Source organism: Rhodovulum sp. BSW8, from assembly GCF_003314725.1.
GTDB lineage: Bacteria > Pseudomonadota > Alphaproteobacteria > Rhodobacterales > Rhodobacteraceae > Rhodovulum > Rhodovulum visakhapatnamense.
Map to the genome: position 1 here is coordinate 13,679 of NZ_QNVX01000066.1, position 17,950 is coordinate 31,628.

Consider the following 17,950-nt stretch of genomic DNA (forward strand, 5'->3'; position numbering starts at 1 on the left):
TGTTCCGTTCTTTCACATTGTCTGTTCCAACGCGAGGCATCTGCCCTTCACGCGGGATCACAAGTTGCTCAAGCGGCTTCCGCACGCTCCTCGATGGTCGAGAGGATGCTCGCGATGTTGGAAGCGGGCGCGCCAATCGCACCGGCGATGTTCGCGGCGGGTGCACCGATGCAGCCGACGATCGAGGCGATAAGCTCCTCGCGCGACGGCATTTCGGACACTGCCTTGACACCGGCCCGGTCCAGGGCCGTCTCGCCCATGGCACCGCCGAGGATCTCGAATTTCGAGTTGTCCTTGGCGAAGCCTTCCGCGACCTTGGCAGCAGCCACCGGGTCCTCGGAATAGGCAAGAACGGTCATGCCCGTCAGAAGAGTGGCCATGCTGGCGCAGGGCTTTCCTTCCAGGGCGATCTTGGCGAGCCTGTTCTTGGCGACGCGAACGGACCCACCCGCTTCGCGCATGCGTGCGCGCAGGTCCTGCATCTCGGCAACCGTGAGACCCGCGTAGTGGGCAACCACCACGACGCCAGAGCTTTCGAAGATCTGGCCGAGTTCGTCGACCACTTTCTCTTTCTGGGCTCTATCCACAGTTTCACTCCAATTTGGGGGTTTCCCCCCGGCTCTAGGTTTGCCGGCCTGACTGCCGGCTTTCGGGTCCGTATGGGTCCCGAGGCCAGGATCGCCCGAGGGTTTCCCCGCGGAAATCTGTCTCGTTTCCCCATCTCGGGAAGGACATTAAGCGAGGCTTGCGCCCTGCACCCTCCGTCTCGGACAGGACGGGGCGTTTCCGCCCCGCCATTCCCGGGCACGAGTCCCGGGAATTCTCGCGAAGATAGGAGTTAACCTATCTTAAATCAATTCCCGGTTGCCGAAGTCACGTCGACCGACACGCCCGGGCCCATGGTCGAGCTGAGGCTGACCTTCTTCATGTAGGTGCCCTTGGCGCCGGTCGGCTTGGCCTTGACCACGGCATCGACGAAGGCGCGCACGTTCTCGGCCAGCTTGCCGGCGTCGAACGAGGTCTTGCCGATGCCGGCATGGATCACGCCCGCCTTCTCGACCCGGAACTGGACCTCACCGCCCTTGGCGGCCTGAACCGCCGTGGCAACGTCCATCGTCACGGTGCCGACCTTGGGGTTCGGCATCAGGTTGCGCGGGCCCAGGATCTTGCCCAGACGGCCGACGATCGGCATCATGTCCGGCGTGGCGATGCAGCGATCGAATTCGATCGTGCCGCCCTGGATGGTTTCCATCAGATCCTCGGCGCCGACGATATCGGCGCCCGCCGCCTTGGCTTCATCGGCCTTGGCGCCGCGGGCGAAGACCGCCACGCGCACGGTCTTGCCGGTGCCGTTCGGCAGGGTGACGACGCCACGGACCATCTGGTCGGCGTGACGCGGATCGACGCCGAGGTTCAGCGCGATTTCCAGCGTCTCGTCGAACTTGGCCGAGGCATTGTCCTTGACGAGGCTCACCGCCTCTTCGACCGACAGGTTGTCCTTGCCAGCGAAGGCTTCCCGCGCGGCGCGGACACGTTTCCCATGTTTCGCCATCGCGCTTACCCCTTCACCTCGATGCCCATCGAGCGGGCCGACCCCAGGATGATCTGCATCGCGCCCTCGACATCGCTGGCGTTCAGATCCTTCATCTTCGCCTCGGCGATCTCGCGCACCTGGGCCACGGTCACAGAGCCCGCGACCTCACGGCCGGGCTTTTCCGACCCTTTCGGACGGTTGCGCTTGCCGACCGGCTTCAGGCCCGCCGCCTTCTTGAGGAAGTAGGACGCCGGGGGCGTCTTGATGTCCATCGAGAAGGACTTGTCCTGGTAGTAGGTGATGACCGTCGGGCACGGGGCGCCGGGCTCCATGTCCTGGGTCTTGGCGTTGAACGCCTTGCAGAATTCCATGATGTTGATGCCGCGCTGACCGAGCGCGGGACCGACGGGCGGCGACGGGTTCGCCTGACCCGCCTTCACCTGAAGCTTGAGCTTCCCGATTACCTTCTTGGCCATCCGGCCATCTCCTTCTTGTCACCGCGCCGGTCCCTCGCGAGGGCGGCGCTTAGGTTTAGTGGTGCGGTCCGCGGGCGCGCCCGCTCGCCTCCCACAGATTCACGTCAGAGCTGCCCCTTGGACACCTGCGTGAATTCCAGCTCGACCGGGGTGGCCCGACCGAAGATCGACACCGTCACCTTGAGGCGCTGGTTGTCGTCGTCCACTTCCTCGACCATGCCCGAGAAGCCCTCGAACGGGCCGTCGGTCACACTCACGTTTTCGCCGATCTCGTAGGTGATCAGCGACCGCGGCTGGGCCTCGCCTTCTTCGACGCGGTTGAGGATCTGGTTCACCTCTTCGTCGCGCATCGGCATCGGCTTGCCCTGCGGCCCGAGGAACCCGGTCACCCGGTTGATCTGCGTCACCAGGTGATAGCCGCGGTCGGTCATCTCCATGCGCACCAGCACATAGCCGGGCATGAAGCGCCGCTCGGTCGTCACCTTCTTGCCGCGCCGGACCTCGATCACCTCTTCGGTCGGCACCAGGACTTCCTCGATCTCTTCCTCGAGACCGGCATCCGCCACGGCTTGCTTGATCTGTTCGGCAACCTTCTTCTCGAAGTTCGAGAGAACGCTCACCGAATACCACCGCTTCGCCATGTTGCCCCTTACCTCGTGTCCGACGGCCGTTCAGGCCGCGATGATCTTGCGTTGTCCGGAACAAAAAACAGCGCGCAACCCGAATCGATGCACGCCGGAGCCCAGAAAAGTAGCGATGCCCTACCGTTCCCACCGCCGGAATTCAAGCCCCGGGGAGATCGCGGCGCCGCATCTCAGCCGAAAAACCCAAGCAGAAGCTGCAATCCGCTTCGGATCAGCCAGTCGACAAAGAAGAAGAAGACCGCCGTCAGAGAGGCCATCACGAAGACCATGATGGTGGTCAGGAACACCTCGCGCCGGGTCGGCCAGACCACCTTCGAGATTTCCGAGCGGGTCTGCTGAATGAACTGGAGGGGGTTCGCCATGGGCCTGCGGGGTCCGTTCTGCCTGTCAACCGCGCCGAGATACGCGCTTGGGCGCCGCTTTGCAAGGGCAGCGCCCGCCGCGACCGCTGCCTGCCGCTTCCGCCTCTCCTGATCCCGGGCGCGGCGACCCGGCACACGGATGCAGGGCCGCGCCTTTCCTGGATCGGCAATCGCGTCGAGTTTTAGCCACTGCCTGTCCCGGGGTTCACCGGTTGTTCAGACACCGGGCGCAATGAACGGTTGAGATCACAAGGGGTCGGATTGGTGGAACATCCTTTCAGAACAGTATCCGGAAAGCTTCTTCTCGCGACTGGTGCGGCGGTGTCGGTGATTGTCGTCGGCTTTTCGGTCTACAGCGGCTGGCAATCCTCTCAGAGGGTCGACCGCGAGGTGATGGAGCTGGCCTCGGAAAAAGCCGCGCTCGTTGCCCAGAAGGTCGCCGTTCAGGTGACCGAGGCCACCTCGGCCGGCGCGGCGCTGGGCGGCGGGCTCGCGGGGTATCTGGGCACAGGCCATGCCGACCGGTCCGACATCATCGCGATGATCGAGGGCATTCCGGCCCAGTACGACAATATCTTCGGCGCCTGGATGGCCGGCATTCCCGGCGGCGGCACGAACGATCTGCTGACCGGCGAGGGCGGCATGAACGAGGACGGGGTGTTCGCGCCCTGGTGGCACAAGGGCGCGGATGGCGGGCTCGAATTCGCCACCTTCAACGTCGGTGCCGACGATGGATGGTTCAAGGTGCCGACCACGACCGGCAAGCCCAGCATCACCGAACCCTACATGGGCGAAGGCAACTTCATGATGACCAGCGTCGCGCTGCCCATCCGGGTCGGGGACGAGATCGTCGGCATCGCCGGTGTCGATATCGGGCTGGGCGATCTGACCGCGATGCTCGACGACCTGTCCGCGTTCGAGGGCGGGAAGAGCCTGCTGGTCAGCCAGGGCGGCAACTGGCTGACCGCCAGCGACCCGTCCAGGCTGAACAAGCCCTATGACGACACGGGCGCCGACGTCGTTTCAGCCGCACTTGCGGACGGCCGGATGCGCGTGATCCGCGATATGCCGGACCGGGCCACGCGGCTGGTCTATCCGTTCACGGCGCCAGGGATGAACACGACCTGGGCGGCGCTGGTCGACGTGCCGGCCGAAGTCTTCGCGGCCCCGGTGCGGGCCGAGATCGCCCGGACGATGGTCAGCGGCGCCCTGATCCTGGCGATGGCGCTGGGCACCATCTACCTTGCCTCGATGGCGATGGTGCGCCGCCCGCTGGCCCGGATGCTGGCGGCGGTCGACGAACTGGCCTCGGGCGATTATGCCAAACCCGTCCCGGGACGCGAGCGGGGCGACGAGATCGGCGCGATGGCGCGATCGGTCGAAGCGCTTCGCCAAGGGTTGCTGGACAAGGATGCGCTTGAAAAGGGCCAGGAACGGTCGAGGGCTGAACAGGCCAGCGTGGTCCAGAGCCTCGCGGCGGGGCTGAAAAGCCTGTCCGAAGGCGACCTGACGCGCTCGATCGAAGAGACCTTCGGGGCCGAATACGAACAGCTGCGTCAGGACTTCAACGCCACCATCGACACGCTGAACGCGCTGATGGGCGAAATCGTCGAGAACTCGACCGAGATCACCACCCGCGCCGAAGAGATCAGCGGCGCCTCCGACGACCTGTCGCGGCGGACCGAGAATCAGGCCGCCACGCTGGAAGAGACCGCCGCCGCCATGGACGAGATGACCGCCAGCGTGCGGGCCGCCGCCGACGGCGCGGCCCAGGTCGAGAACGTGGTGCGTGAGGCGCGCGGCAATGCCGAACAATCGGGCCTCGTGGTCAAGGAAGCCATCGGCGCGATGTCCGAGATCAAGAAATCCTCCGACGGCATCAACCAGATCATCGGCGTGATCGACGACATCGCCTTCCAGACCAACCTTCTGGCGCTGAACGCGGGCGTCGAGGCGGCGCGGGCGGGCGAGGCGGGCCGGGGCTTTGCCGTTGTGGCCTCCGAGGTGCGGGCACTGGCCCAGCGGTCCTCCGAGGCCGCGAAAGAGATCAAGACGCTGATTTCGTCCAGTTCCGATCAGGTCGAATCCGGCGTGGCGCTGGTCAACCGGACCGGCGAGGCGCTGACCGACATCGTCGAGCGCGTCAGCAACATCGCTGAACTGATCGGCGAGATCGCGACCGGCGCTCAGGAACAGTCGGTGGGCTTGGGCGAGATCAATGTCGGCATCAACGAGCTGGACAAGGTCACCCAGCAAAACGCCGCCATGGTCGAGGAGGCGAACGCGGCCGCGGTGACGATGAAGCAGGAGGCGGGCAATCTGCAAAGCCTCGTCGCCCGGTTCCGTCTGAAGGGCAGCGCCCCCGCCGTCGCCCGCCCGCGTAGCCCGTCGCCATCCGCCTATGCGGAAGCTGCGTCATCCGGCACGGGGAGCCAGCCGAAACGGGCCGTGAACGACGCTGGCTGGACGGACTTCTAGGCCGCCCTCCGCGACGCCCGGACAGAGGACCCATCGGCGGGCCCAGTGTCTCCGGAGCCGCCATCGCGTCCACTCCGCGCCCGGCCGCACGAGGACAGGCTTCGGTCCCTTCGCCGCGACGATCAGGCCGCCGCCGCCTGCCCCAGATAGGCCGTCAGGGTGGCACGGGTTCCCTCGGCCCAGAGGCGGCGCAGCCAGTCCGAAAAGGCCGGGGCTCGGGCGAGGCCCCCGTAGATCCGGGCCTGAGCCAGCCAGACGGCCGGGTCCTGCCGCGCGGCCAGCGCGGCCTCGGACAGGGACGGCCAGTGGGGGTCGTTGGGCTCGATGGCGCTGTCATCCTCGCGGGTTCCCGCGCACATCCGGGTCCAGAGCGCCTCGGTCAGGGCAAGCCCCTGCACCGAGCGACCCGCCGCCAGCCGTTCGCGCAACACCGGCAGCACGAAACCCGGATGCCGCGAAGACCCGTCGAAGGCGACGCGCCGGGTGGTGTCGTGGATCGCGGCATTGCCGAAGCGCCGCGCGATGAGGTCGAGACAGGCGGCCGGGGTCCTGCCGGGGACCGGCGCGACATGGGCCACGATTTCCTCGCTTTCGACCTTGCGAAAGAAGCCCGACAGGTCGGGGTCCTGCATGCAGGCGGCGATGGTCGGCAGGCTCAGCAATTCGCCCGCATTGGCCAGCACCCGATGGCCCGCATTCAGGATGCGGATCTTCGTCCGCTCATAGGCATGCACGTCGTCGGTCAGCGTGGCCCCCGCCTCTTCCCAAGGCGGCCGCCCGGCGCGGAAGCTGTCCTCGATCACCCATTGGCGGAAATTCTCATGCCTGACCGGGGTGCGATTCCCGATGCCGCGCGAGCAGACCAGGTCCAGCTCGCGCGGGCCGGTCGCGGGCACTATGCAATCGACCATCGCGTTGGGAAATGCTGATCTTTCGGTCGATCCAGTCCGCAAGATCCGGGTCCGACGGCCGGGCAAGCCCGACGACGGTCTGGCGCAGCATCGCGCCATTGTTCTGCAGGTTGTCGCAGCATTGCCCGGTGAAGGGCCCCGGCCCCGCCGCGCGGCGCACGCGGAGCGCCGCCACCATCGCGCCGAAAGCCGTCGCGGGACGGTCGGGATGGGCGGGATCGAGCCTGCCGCCCGCATCGAAGTAATAGCCGCCCTCGGTCACGGTCAGCGAGACGATGCGGATCGCGGCGTCGGACATGGCGCGGATGAGAGCCCCATGGTCCTCCTCGACCGGCAGGAAATCGATCATCGCGCCCGTCACCTCGGCCCAAACACCGTTCGGATCGAGATCTATCAAGGTCGTCAGACAGTCCTGCGCCAATAGCCGGTCGCGCATGTCCGCATCCTGCGGGCGCACCCCGCCCCGAGGATCGCCCAGTCGAGGGCCAGCCCTTGCTGCATCAGCCGGTGCAGATACCAGGCCTGATGCGCCCGGCGGAAATTGCCAAGGCCGATCTGCACGATGCCAGGGCGCAGCCGGGCGCGGTCATAGCGCGGCCGGGCGATGGCCTCGCGCAGATCGGAGAGGGAGCGCACGCTCAGCCGGATCGGGGACGTTTCGCCGGGAGCGTCGGCCGTCAGCTCATCCAGTTCCCGCCATCGACATTACGGGTCTGGGCGACGATGTAGCCGGCCTCGCTGAAGGCCAGAGACACTGCCATTCCGGTCAGATCCTCGGCCCGGCCCATGCGCACGTAAGGCACCGCCGCGCCGACCTCGGCCTTCTTCTGGCCGGGCGCCTTGCCCTCGTGGCGCGCCAAGACAGCGTCGACCCCGTCCCAATGTTCGCCATCGACCACACAGGAGGCGATCGCGTTCACGTTGATGCCATGCCGGATCAGGTTCAGCCCGGCCGACTGGGTCAGGCTGATGACAGCCGCCTTGCTGGCGCAATAGACCGCGACCAGCGGTTCGCCGCGCCGTCCGGCCTGACTGGCCATGTCGATGATCCGGCCCCTGATCCCCGCCTCGATCATGTGGCGCGCGACCGCCTGCAGGGTGAAGAGCGTGCCCGCCACATTGACTGCAAAGGCCCGGGCGTAATCCTCGCGCGCGATCTCGGCGATGGGGGCGGCGATGAAGAGGGCTTGCGTTGTTGATCAGGATGTCGATCCGGCCCAGCGCGGCCGCGGTTTTGGCGACGCCCGCCTCGATGCTGTCCTGCCGGGTCACGTCCATCCCGACGGCGATGGCGCCCTCGCCCAGTTGGGCGGCGGCGGCGCGGGCTCGACCGATGTCGAGATCGGCCAGCGCGACGCGCGTTCTCGCGCAGACAGGCACGGGCGAAGGCCGACCCGATGCCCCGCCCGGCGACGGTGATCAGCGCGGTCTTTCGCTCAAGCCGCCTCATCCGGTCCGAAGCCCCGCCGCGTCGAAGCGGTGCATCGCATCGGGCCGGGGCGTCATGTGGATACGGTCACCATGGTTGAAGCCGACCTCGCCATCGGCGCGCACGGTAAAGGTTTCCGCCAGCCCGGTGCCATGGACATCGAACATGGTGTCCGAGCCCAGATGCTCCGACACGCCGACCGCGCCCGACCACTCGCCCCCGGATGTGGAAACGGCGATGTATTCGGGACGGATGCCCAGCGTCCGGACCCCGACCCGGCGAGCCGCCTCGCCCTCGATGCAATTCATCCGCGGCGCGCCGATGAAGCCCGCGACGAAGAGGTTCTGCGGTGTGCGGTACAGTTCGAGCGGTCTGCCCACCTGTTCGATATGACCCGCGCGCAGCACCACGATCCTGTCGGCCTTGGTCATCGCCTCGACCTGATCATGAGTCACGTAAACCTTCGTCGTGGTCAGCCTCTCGTGCAAGTCGCTGATCTCAAGGCGCATGCCGACCCGCAGCGCCGCATCGAGATCGGACAACGGTTCGTCGAAGAGAAACGCCGCCGGTTCGCGCACGATGGCCCGGCCGATGGCGACGCGCTGGCGCTGACCGCCCGACAGTTGCCCGGGACGGCGGTCGAGAAAATGGGTGAGGTTCAGCACCGAGGCCGCAGCCTCGACCCGCCGGTCGATCTCGGCCCGGTTCATCTTCGCCATGCGCAGCGGAAAGGCGATTTTCTTGCGCACGCGCATATGCGGGTAAAGCGCATAGGACTGGAACACCATGGCAAGGCCGCGCCTGGCGGGCGGCACGTCGGTCGCGTCCTTGCTGTCGATGCGGATCTGGCCGCTGCTGACATCCTCGAGCCCCGCGATCAGGCGCAGCAATGTGGACTTGCCCCAGCCCGAAGGCCCGACGAAGACCGTGAACTCGCCATCCTCGATGGTCAGGTCCAGACCCAGTTGCCGCGCAGGCAGATGCCGTAGACCTCGTTGTCCTTGTCGGTCGGCTGCAGCGCGGCCTCGGCCACGAAATCCCAGGTCGGCGCCTCGGGCATCGTCAGCCTGGCCTGCTCGAACAGGGCGGTGCGGTACATGATCATCAAGCTTTCGCCGTAGAAGGGCGCATAAAGTGTGCCGTCGTGCGAAAGCCCGTCGCGCATCGCGGGCAGGATGTCGTCGGCATCACAGGCGGCCGGCAGGTCGTCCAGCGGTACCAGCCAGCCATTCGCGCCCCCAGATCGGGGTTTCGTACATGCCGATGGTCATGATGTCGAACTGGCCGCCCTTTGCGGAGATGTCGGTCGTCACCCGCTGGCGCAGCACGTTTTCCTCAAGCGTCATCCATTCGATCTGATGGCCGGTCTTTTCGGCGAAGTCGCCGGTGAGCCCCTGCATGCGGATCATGTCGCCGTTATTGACGGTGGCGATCGTGATGACATCCGCCTGCGCGATGCCCGCTGCCGTCAGGTAACAGGCCATCCCCGCACGAAATGCGTGTTTCGCGTACATCCGTCTCCTCCCTGAATCTGGATGTGACGCAATAACGCTACAGGCGGCACTGCCGCTGCGCAGGTTTTTTTACGCGCGACTGGTTTTGGGATCTCAGGCCGAGTCCCGCATGACCAGCCGTCCCTCGAAAAGCGTCGCCTGCCCGGCCGACGCATCGCTTGCGATCCCGCGAAACAGCGTTTCGACCGCCAGCCTGGAAATCGCCTCGCAATCCTGCGCCACGGTGGTCAGCGGCGGGCAGGCATGGCGCGAGAGCGGATGATCGTCCTGCCCCGCAACGCGCAGCGCGCAGCCGTCGCCATGCCCGACCCTCAGCCCCGCCTCGTAGCAGGCGGTCAGAAACCCGATGGCCAGCCGGTCGTTGCTGCAAAGAACGGTATCGGTCCGGACCCGCCCCTCGGCCAGCGCCCGCGCCCCGCCGTGCCGCCCGATTTCCTCGAAGTTCCAGCCCTCGCCCTTGACCCGGATGACATGGGGCGTCTGGCCGAGCCGCTCGATCGCCTGGAGGTAGCCCAGCCGCCGCTTGCAGGCATTGGGGTTCGAGGGGGTCTTCATCTCGAAAAGGCAGGGCGGCTCGCCGGTGCGGCACAGGTAGTTGACGATCAGCGTCGCGAATTGCGGGTTGTCCGACCCGACGAAGGTCAGACCCGCCACATCGACCATGCTGTCGAACAGCACCGTCGGGACATCGGCACAGAATTTCTCGATCGCGCGCAGGTTCGAGACCCGGCCCAGCGGCGCCAGCAGGACGCCCGCCGGCTTCAGCGCCCGCAGGCTGTCGAGGATGTCGTTTTCCAGCGCCGGATCATCATGGGCACCGTACAGCGCCGGCCGGTATCCGGCAGCAATGCAGCGCTGTTCAAGATCGCGCGCGATCTCGGCGAAGAAGGGATCGGCCAGACAGGGCACCACGATACCGAGATTCTTGGTCAGCTTGCGGTTCTGGTTCATCGCGAAGATGTTCGGGCGATAGTCATCCTTTTCCAGCGCGCCCTCGATCCGCACCCGGGTCGGGGGGCGCACGCTGGCCGGGTCATGGAAAAACTTCGAGACGGTGGGCCGCGACAGTCCGCTGGCCGCCGCGAATTCCTCCATGTTCCTGATCTTTCCGTCGCTCATCGGGCCCCGCAGCCGGAACGGACCCGCGCGACGCCCCGGGCCGCTGTCTTCCCAGATCGGTTTTTCTTGCCGCGCGGAAAGGTACAGGCCCATTCTGGCAGCACCGACAGACCCCACAGCGCCTATCTGTCGCCCGCCCCCCCTTTACGGGGACTCGCCGATCCGGTCTGTCAAAGCAGGATCCGGCCGGTCAGGCCAGGACCATTTCCGGCACCTCATCGGGCACGATCAGCCGGGCCGCAGTTGCCGCAACGATATCCTCGACCGCAACGCCCGGCCCCCGCTCGCGCAGGACAAGACCCTCGTCGGTGGGCTCGATCACCGCCATTTCGGTCACGATCAGGCTGACCCGGCGCAGCGCGGTCAGCGGCAGGGTGCATTCGGGCACGATCTTCGGATCGCCCTTGGCGGCATGGACCATCGCCACGATCACCCGGCGGGCGCCGGTGACCAGATCCATCGCGCCGCCCATGCCCGGCACCATCTTGCCCGGAACCATCCAGTTGGCCAGATGGCCCTTTTCGTCCACCTGCAGCCCGCCCAGCACGGTCATGTCCAGATGCCCGCCCCGGATCAGCCCGAAGCTCATCGCACTGTCGATCGAGGCGGCCCCCGGCACCGCGGTCACGAAACCGCCGCCCGCATCTGTGAGGTCGCGGTCCTCCATCCCGTCCGGCGGCCGCTGGCCCAACCCGATCACCCCGTTCTCGGCCTGAAAGAAAACACGCATGTCGTCGGGCACGAAATTCGCCACCATAGAGGGCAGGCCGATCCCCAGATTGACCAGCATCCCCTCGCGCACCTCCTGCGCCACGCGGCGGGCGATCACTTCCTTGGCGTCCATCAGATCAGCCTTTCCAGAATATGGTCGACCAGCACCCCGGGCGTCTTGACCGCATCGGGCGGGATCATCCCCACGGGCATGATGTGATGCGGCTCGGCGATCACCGTGTCGGCGGCCATCGCCATCACCGGATTGAAATTATGCGCGGTCAGCGTGTATTCGAGATTGCCGACGTAATCGCATTGCCGCGCCCCGATCAGCGCGAAATCGCCCCGGATCGGCTTTTCCAGCAGATAGGTCTTGCCGTCGACCTCGACCGTCGGCTTGCCCTCGGCGACGACGGTGCCAAGCCCCGTGGCGGTCAGCACGCCGCCAAGCCCGACGCCGCCCGCGCGGATGCGTTCGACCAGCGTGCCCTGCGGCACCAGCTCGACCTCGAGATCGCCCGCGATCATCTGGCGCTGGGTTTCGGGGTTCAGGCCGATATGGCTGACGATGCACTTCGCCACCAGCCGGGCATCGATCAGCTTGCCGATGTCCTTGCCCGGCCGCGCGGTGTCGTTGGCGATCACGGTGAACCCGCCTACCCCACGTTCGACCAGCGCGTCGATCAGCCGGTGCGGCGAGCCCACCCCCATGAAGCCGCCGATCAGCAGCACCGCGCCCTCGGGGATCATCTCGGCGGCTTCGGCAGGTTTCAGCGCGCGCTTCATGCCGCGGCCTCCGCGCGCCGGGCCAGCATGTCGCGGGCCGCGCGGGCGATGACGATTTCCTCGTCGGTGGGAATGATCAGGATGCGCACCCGGCTGAAATCGGTCGAGATGATCCGTTCGCCCCGCATGTTGCGGGTCTCGTCCAGTTCCATCCCGATCCAGCCCATGCCCGCACAGACCTTTTCGCGGATCAGGGCCGAGTTCTCGCCGATGCCGCCGCAGAACACCATGGTGCTGATCCCGCCCAGCGCCGCAACCAGACCGCCCAGTTCGCGGCGGATGCGGAAGACGAAATAGTCGATGGCCTGGCGCGCCTCTTCGGTGCCCGCGGCTTCCAGCGTGCGCATGTCGTTCGACAGGCCCGACAGGCCCAGAAGCCCCGACTTGCGGTACAGCTCGTCCTCGATCTCGGCCGGGGTCATGCCCTCGTTCATCAGCATGTAAAGCAGCACGCCCGGATCGAGCTGGCCGCAACGGGTGCCCATCGGCAGCCCGTCCAGCGCCGAGAAGCCCATGGTCGAGGCGACCGAGCGCCCCCCCATCAGCCCGCACATCGAGGCGCCGTTGCCCAGATGCGCGACGACGGTGCGCCCCATATGCAGATGCGGCGCGATCTGGTGCAGCGTTTCCGAGATGTACTGATAGCTGAGCCCGTGGAACCCGTAGCGCCGCACGCCCTGGTCGTAATATTTGCGCGGGATCGCGAAAGTATCGTTGACCCAGGGGTGGTTGCGGTGGAAGGCGGTGTCGAAGCAGGCCAGTTGCACCGCCTCGGGGAACAGCTTCAGCGCCGCGCGCGCGCCCGCCAGATTATGCGGCTGATGCAGCGGCGCCAGCGGCTCGAACTGGGCAAGGCGGTCCATCACCGCCTGGGTCAGCTCGACCGGCTCGTCATAGTCGGGCCCGCCATGCACCACCGGGTGACCGACGGCGTCAAGCTTGGCCTGAGGGCGTTGTTCCTTCAGGAACTCGACCGCCCGGGCCAGGGCCGTGTCGTGATCGGGCACATGGTTGCGGCCGAATTCCTGGTCGATCAGCACGAACCCGTCCTGGCGCTTGGCCTTTATATGGGCGCGCTCGCCCGCTCCGATCCGCTCGATCGAGCCGACGATGCGCGGGTCGGGGTCCTCGACCGTGCCGTTCAGACGGAAAAAGCCGAATTTCAGCGAGGAGGACCCCGCATTCAGGGTCAGAACATGCGACATGGGTCTACTCCGCTGCCCGCCGGGCCGGCATCAGCCCGTGCAGCCGGGCATTGTGCAGCGTCGCCACGGCACAGGAGGCCAGCCGCGCCTTGTCGTCGTCCGACCGCGAATTGAGGATGATCGGCACGGTCGCCCCCATCACCACGCCCGCGCCCTCGGCGTGACTGATATAGGCCAGTTGCTTGGCCAGCATGTTGCCCGCATCGAGGTTCGGCACCACCAGCACCTCGGCCCGCCCCGCCACCTGCGAGGTGATGCCCTTGGTGCGCGCGGCCGTCAGATCGACCGCGTTGTCCATCGCCAGCGGCCCGTCGACCATGCCGCCCTTGATCTGGCCGCGCTCGGCCATCTTCGACAGAAGCGCCGCATCGAGCGACGAGGGAATGTCGGGGTTCACCGTCTCGACTGCGGACAGCACGCCGACCTTCGGCACCTCGATCCCGATGGAAATGGCCAAGTCGATGGCGTTCTGTACGATGTCGACCTTGGTGCGCAGATCGGGCGCGATGTTGATCGCGGCGTCGGTCACCAGCAGCGGATGCGGCACCCCCGGCACGTCCATCACGAAAACATGGGTGAAGCGCCGCCCGGCGCGCAGACCGTTCTCTTTGCGCAGCGCGGCCTTCAGCAGCACGTCGGTATGCAGATGCCCCTTCATCAGCGCCGCGGCCCGGCCGCCCGCCACCAGATCGACCGCAAGATGCGCGGCGCGGTCGTGATCCGTCGCCTCGACGATCTCGATCCCGGCCAGCGAGGCGCCGATCTCGGCCGCGGCCGCCGCGATCTTCGCGGGATCGCCGATCAGGATCGGCGCGATGATCGTGTGTCGCGCCCCCAGAAGCGCCCCGCCCAGCGAGCGCGCCTCTTCGGGGCAGACCACCGCCGTGGGCAGCGGCGCCAGCGGTTCGGCCTGCGCGATCAGCGCGTCGAAATGCCGGTGGCGCTCGATCACCAGACCGGGAATCTCCAGATCGTTGAACACAAGCTTCTTAGGCGGCGCCTTGACCTCGGCCTCGCCGTCCAGCACCAGCGCCCCGTCCGAACAGCGTTCGACCCGGGTTTCCAGAACGATCCGGTTCGGCGGGCGCTTCTCGACCACCCTCACCCGGGTCAGAAGCTCGTCCCCGGCATGAGCGCGTTCATGAAAGATCAGGCTCTGGCTCTGGTAAAGCGTTCCGGGTCCGGGCAGGAGGTTGCCCAGCACCGCCGAGATCAGCGAGGCCTCCCACATCGCGGGCGCGACCGCCTCTGTCGCCCCGTCGCCGTCGCCATCGACCCGCCCCAGATGCATCGGGTTGTAGTTGCCAGAGGCGCTGGCGAAGACATAGAAGTCGTCTTCCGTGCAGATCCGGACGATCTCGGCGCTGTCACCCACCGAGATCTCGTCATAGGTGCGGTTTTCCGTAATCTTCATTCGGCCGTCTTTCCTTCTGCACCCGCCTTTGCCCGGCCCGAAGGCTTCGGGGTCTCGCTGACGCTGTCTTCGGGTCCGGGATGTTCGACCGCATCGCGGGTGGCCCGGGGGGCATCTGCGCCCGGAGGCGCCAGCGGGTCGTCGATGACATCGGCGGTCAGCGGTTTCAGGCCCAGCACAGACCGGAACCGTTGCAGCATTTCCAGCGTGTGCGGCGCCATCTCGTCGATGGGTCCCGGCACATATTGCACGACGCGCACCGCCAGCTCGCGTTCCTCGGGATCGCGCAGCAGCTTGGGCAGGGTTTCGATGGCGCCCTCGGGATCGTAGGTCGCGATCAGCGTCTGTTCGTGCAGGATGCGCGCCCGGCACTCGGCCGTCAGCGAGGCGAAGGGCTCGTCGCGGTTCAGCACCCGGGCCGAGCGTTCCAGCCGGTCGCGCCGCACCGACCCGCGGCTTTCGGCCAGCAGGATCAGCATGCGGATCACCGCCTCGACGAAGCCGCCCTGATCGACATGCGACAGCACCGTCTGCACGATCGGCAGGGCGCGCAGCTCGGCCGTCGACTTGCGGGTGCGCCGCAGCGCCTCGGGGGCACCGAAGGCCCGCGCCCAGGGCGTGTTCCAGAGCGCGAAGAAGCTCATCTCGTACCAGGCGTCGCGCATGTCGCGGCCGAAATCGATCCATTGTTCGGTCAGATCGGCGGCAAAGCGTTCGGCCCAGAGGAAGGGATTGTCGATGGCCGCCGGGTTGCGGTCGTCGCGCACCTTCTCGGCCGCGGTCGAGATCGGCGCGATCCAGGGGTTCATCGACGACATCATCGCCCGCTGCAGCCGCAGCGGATGCATCCGACGCGTGGCCTCGGCCGCCTGCGCGTTGACCGAGGCCCGGACGATCGGGCGGACCATCGCGTCATAGGCTTCGGACTGGATGTGACTCATCCGCGAGACCGCGGCAAAGGCCGCCTCTTCGTCGCGCCCGCCCGAGATCTTTTCCAGATCCGCGAAGGTCCGTTCGGCGAAGCTGACCAGGAACTTGCGGTTCTGACCCCGGCCTTCGGCGGCGTCGATCCTCATTTCGTAAAGACCGGGCGCCAGCGCCTCGATGGTCTTCAGCGTCGAGGACACCTCGGTATGTTCCTTCTTGGCGATCTTCGAGGACACGAAGATCCCCAGATGCCCGACCTCTTCATGCACCATATAGACGATGCGCTGGCCACGGATGCGGATCTCGTCGACCCCGGCATAGCCGTCGAGGATCCAGTTCAGCGCCTGCTGCGGCGGCGTGATGTTGTCGCCATGGCTGGTGAAGACGATGATCGGCGCCTGGATCATCTTGAGGTCGACCGGCCGGCCGGGTTCCAGCATCGCGGTGTTCTTGGTCAGCCGGTTGCCGACAAAAAGCTGTTCGACGACCCAGCGGATCTCGGGCTCGTTCAGCGTGAAGAAGCCGCCCCACCAGCGTTCGAATTCCAGAAAGCGCTGGCGCGCGCCGGGTTGGTCGATATCGCGGAAGATATCGTAATACTTGCGGAAATAGTTGCGGCTGGGGTTCAACAGCTCGAAATTCGTCACAAGGTTGGCGCCGTCGAAGCGGCCGCCCCCCAGATCGGACCACAGCATCGGCTGCACGGTGCCGCCGAGGATGCCGCCATTATAGCGCATCGGGTGCCGACCGACCTCGCCCGACCAGGTCGCGACCGGGGTGCCGTTCAGCACGATCGGCCCGGTCAGGTCGGGATTGGTCGCCGCCAGCAGAAGCGTCGCCCAGCCGCCCTGACAGTTGCCCATGACCACGGGCTTGGCGGCCTCGGGATGAAGCCGCGTCACCTCGCGCACGAATTCCGCCTCGGCCCGGCAGACATCGGCGATCGTCTGGCCCGGCTTCGGATCGCGCCCGAAGGCCACGAAATAGACCGGATGGCCCTCTTTCAGCGCCACGCCAACCTGGCTGTCGGGCTTGAACCCGCCGATGCCGCCGCCATGTCCCGCGCGCGGGTCGATGATGATATAGGGCCGCTTGTCATCCCACACCTCGATCCCGTCGCGCGGCAGGATCCGCAACAGCTGATAATTGCAGGGATGCGGCAGGTCGGCCCCGTCGATCACCACCTCGTAATCGTAGATCAGCACCGGCGGGCAGCCCGCCGCCTCGTGCTCGCGAAAGATGTCGCCGCGCTCGCGCAGCGTATCCATGGTCAGCACCCAGCGTTCGCCGGCATCGCGCAGATAGTCGCGATAAGAGGCGGCGAGGCTCGCGGGCGTCAGGTCGGTCCCCGAGCTTCGCGCCGCATCCATCAGCCGACGCATCTGCGCCAGCAGATCGCGCGCCCGGGTCGAATGGGTGTCGAGCATGCGGTTGCCGTGCCGCCCGGCCACCTCGCGCATCAGATCGGCGTTTTCCAGCGCGGCGCTGGCCACAGCCGTCATCAGCGCCAGCCGGTCCTGCGCCATCGCTCCCGAGCCCCCGATCAGGGCGTGCATCATCTCTGCGGCGTCGTCGGAGGAACTGCGTTCCACATGCATGTTCATGGTCGTCTCCTTCAGCCGATGATCGAATAGCCGCCGTCGATGGCGTGAACGCCCCCCGTCACGTTGGACGCCTCGCGGCTGGCGAGAAACGCGCAATAGGCTCCGACATCCTCGATCGTGGCCAGGTGATGGGTCGGCGCCCGCTCGGCCGCCGCATCGAGCAGTTCGTCGAATTCCGCGATCCCAGAGGCCGCGCGCGTCGCCAGCGGCCCGGGCGAGAGCGCATGCACAGAGATCCCCTTCGGCCCCAGTTCGGCGGCGGCATAGCGCACCGTCGATTCCAGCGCGGCCTTGACCGGCCCCATGACGTTATAGTGTTCGACCACGCGCGTCGCTCCGGCAAAGGACACGGTCATGCAGGTGCCCCCGGCGGGCATCAGCGCCTCCGCTCTCCGAATCATTCTAAGGAAAGAGTGTACCGAAATGTCCATCGCCAGCGAAAAGCCTTCGGCCGAACAGTCGACGACGCGGCCGTGCAGGTCATCGCGCGGGCAGAAGGCAATCGAATGCACCACCGTGTCGAGCCGCCCCCAGCGCGCCCCGATCTCGGCGAAGACGGCATCCATCTCGGCCTCGTTGCGCACATCGAGCGGCAGGAAAATCTCGGCGCCGATCTCCTCGGCCAGCGGCCGGACGAAAGGTTCTGCCTTCTCGTTAAGATAGGTGACCGCGATCCGGGCTCCCTGGGCGCGCAGCGCACGGGCGCAGCCCCAGGCGATGGACTTGTCGTTCGCGATCCCGACGATCAGTGCCGTCTGGCCTTCCAGTGAAAACATGCGTGCTCCCTAAACCGCTGCGGCCCTGCCCTTGCATCTGCAGCGTCTTTGCACCTGCAG

The 17,950-nt window shown here is 66.7% G+C and carries 13 protein-coding genes and 4 pseudogenes; 1 reads left to right on the forward strand and 16 read right to left on the reverse strand.

The window, feature by feature from the left end; genetic code table 11:
• Positions 1-68 precede the first annotated feature (68 nt).
• From rplJ to secE, 5 genes are all read right to left on the reverse strand, one after another.
• Positions 69-587 (reverse strand): 50S ribosomal protein L10, encoded by a 519-nt coding sequence (gene rplJ, locus DSD19_RS19640; RefSeq protein WP_075784652.1) that lies wholly within the window; start codon positions 585-587, stop codon positions 69-71.
• A 266-nt stretch (positions 588-853) separates the two neighbouring features.
• Positions 854-1,552 carry a 50S ribosomal protein L1 gene (gene rplA, locus DSD19_RS19645; protein WP_113670828.1) on the reverse strand — a complete coding sequence of 233 codons (699 nt, stop codon included), beginning with the start codon at positions 1,550-1,552 and terminating at the stop codon, positions 854-856.
• A gap of 5 nt (positions 1,553-1,557) precedes the next feature.
• Positions 1,558-2,010: a 50S ribosomal protein L11 gene (gene rplK, locus DSD19_RS19650; RefSeq protein WP_075784650.1), complete on the reverse strand. Its 453-nt coding sequence runs from the start codon at positions 2,008-2,010 to the stop codon at positions 1,558-1,560.
• A 104-nt stretch (positions 2,011-2,114) separates the two neighbouring features.
• Complete coding sequence (nusG, locus tag DSD19_RS19655; RefSeq protein ID WP_075784649.1) at positions 2,115-2,651, reverse strand: transcription termination/antitermination protein NusG; 537 nt, start codon at positions 2,649-2,651, stop codon at positions 2,115-2,117.
• Positions 2,652-2,824: 173 nt separating this feature from the next.
• Positions 2,825-3,016 carry a preprotein translocase subunit SecE gene (gene secE, locus DSD19_RS19660; protein WP_075784648.1) on the reverse strand — a complete coding sequence of 64 codons (192 nt, stop codon included), beginning with the start codon at positions 3,014-3,016 and terminating at the stop codon, positions 2,825-2,827.
• Between the two features lie 321 nt (positions 3,017-3,337).
• On the opposite strand from secE, the gene DSD19_RS19665 reads away from it, so the two are divergent.
• The gene (locus DSD19_RS19665) at positions 3,338-5,494 is read left to right on the forward strand and encodes a methyl-accepting chemotaxis protein (protein WP_243628158.1); all 2,157 of its coding nucleotides are present in this window, start codon (positions 3,338-3,340) and stop codon (positions 5,492-5,494) included.
• A 122-nt stretch (positions 5,495-5,616) separates the two neighbouring features.
• Here DSD19_RS19665 and DSD19_RS19670 read toward each other — a convergent pair.
• From DSD19_RS19670 to fabI, 11 genes and pseudogenes are all read right to left on the reverse strand, one after another.
• Positions 5,617-7,053, reverse strand: a pseudogene (locus DSD19_RS19670) (mannitol dehydrogenase family protein).
• 29 nt (positions 7,054-7,082) lie between these two features.
• Positions 7,083-7,855: pseudogene (locus DSD19_RS19675) on the reverse strand (L-iditol 2-dehydrogenase).
• Positions 7,852-8,793: pseudogene (locus DSD19_RS19680) on the reverse strand (ABC transporter ATP-binding protein); the annotation flags it as partial. The pseudogenes DSD19_RS19675 and DSD19_RS19680, both read right to left, overlap by 4 nt.
• Positions 8,790-9,348: pseudogene (locus DSD19_RS19685) on the reverse strand (ABC transporter substrate-binding protein); the annotation flags it as partial. The pseudogenes DSD19_RS19685 and DSD19_RS19680, both read right to left, overlap by 4 nt.
• 93 nt (positions 9,349-9,441) lie before the next feature.
• Complete coding sequence (locus DSD19_RS19690; RefSeq protein WP_113670904.1) at positions 9,442-10,467, reverse strand: LacI family DNA-binding transcriptional regulator; 1,026 nt, start codon at positions 10,465-10,467, stop codon at positions 9,442-9,444.
• A gap of 190 nt (positions 10,468-10,657) precedes the next feature.
• Positions 10,658-11,311, reverse strand: a complete 654-nt coding sequence (locus tag DSD19_RS19695) for a 3-oxoacid CoA-transferase subunit B (protein WP_075784975.1) — start codon at positions 11,309-11,311, stop codon at positions 10,658-10,660.
• Positions 11,311-11,964: a CoA transferase subunit A gene (locus DSD19_RS19700; RefSeq protein ID WP_075784974.1), complete on the reverse strand. Its 654-nt coding sequence runs from the start codon at positions 11,962-11,964 to the stop codon at positions 11,311-11,313. Before DSD19_RS19700 ends, DSD19_RS19695 begins: the two co-directional genes overlap by 1 nt.
• A complete protein-coding gene (locus DSD19_RS19705) occupies positions 11,961-13,169 on the reverse strand; it encodes an acetate/propionate family kinase (protein ID WP_113670830.1) in 1,209 nt (402 codons plus the stop codon). Before DSD19_RS19705 ends, DSD19_RS19700 begins: the two co-directional genes overlap by 4 nt.
• Positions 13,170-13,173: 4 nt before the next feature.
• On the reverse strand, positions 13,174-14,583 hold the full coding sequence (locus tag DSD19_RS19710) for a bifunctional enoyl-CoA hydratase/phosphate acetyltransferase (RefSeq protein ID WP_113670831.1): 1,410 nt from the start codon (positions 14,581-14,583) through the stop codon (positions 13,174-13,176).
• Positions 14,580-17,114, reverse strand: a complete 2,535-nt coding sequence (locus DSD19_RS19715) for an alpha/beta fold hydrolase (protein ID WP_243628161.1) — start codon at positions 17,112-17,114, stop codon at positions 14,580-14,582. Before DSD19_RS19715 ends, DSD19_RS19710 begins: the two co-directional genes overlap by 4 nt.
• Positions 17,115-17,125: 11 nt before the next feature.
• Complete coding sequence (fabI, locus tag DSD19_RS19720; RefSeq protein ID WP_075784970.1) at positions 17,126-17,890, reverse strand: enoyl-ACP reductase FabI; 765 nt, start codon at positions 17,888-17,890, stop codon at positions 17,126-17,128.
• Between the last annotated feature and the right edge of the window lie 60 nt (positions 17,891-17,950).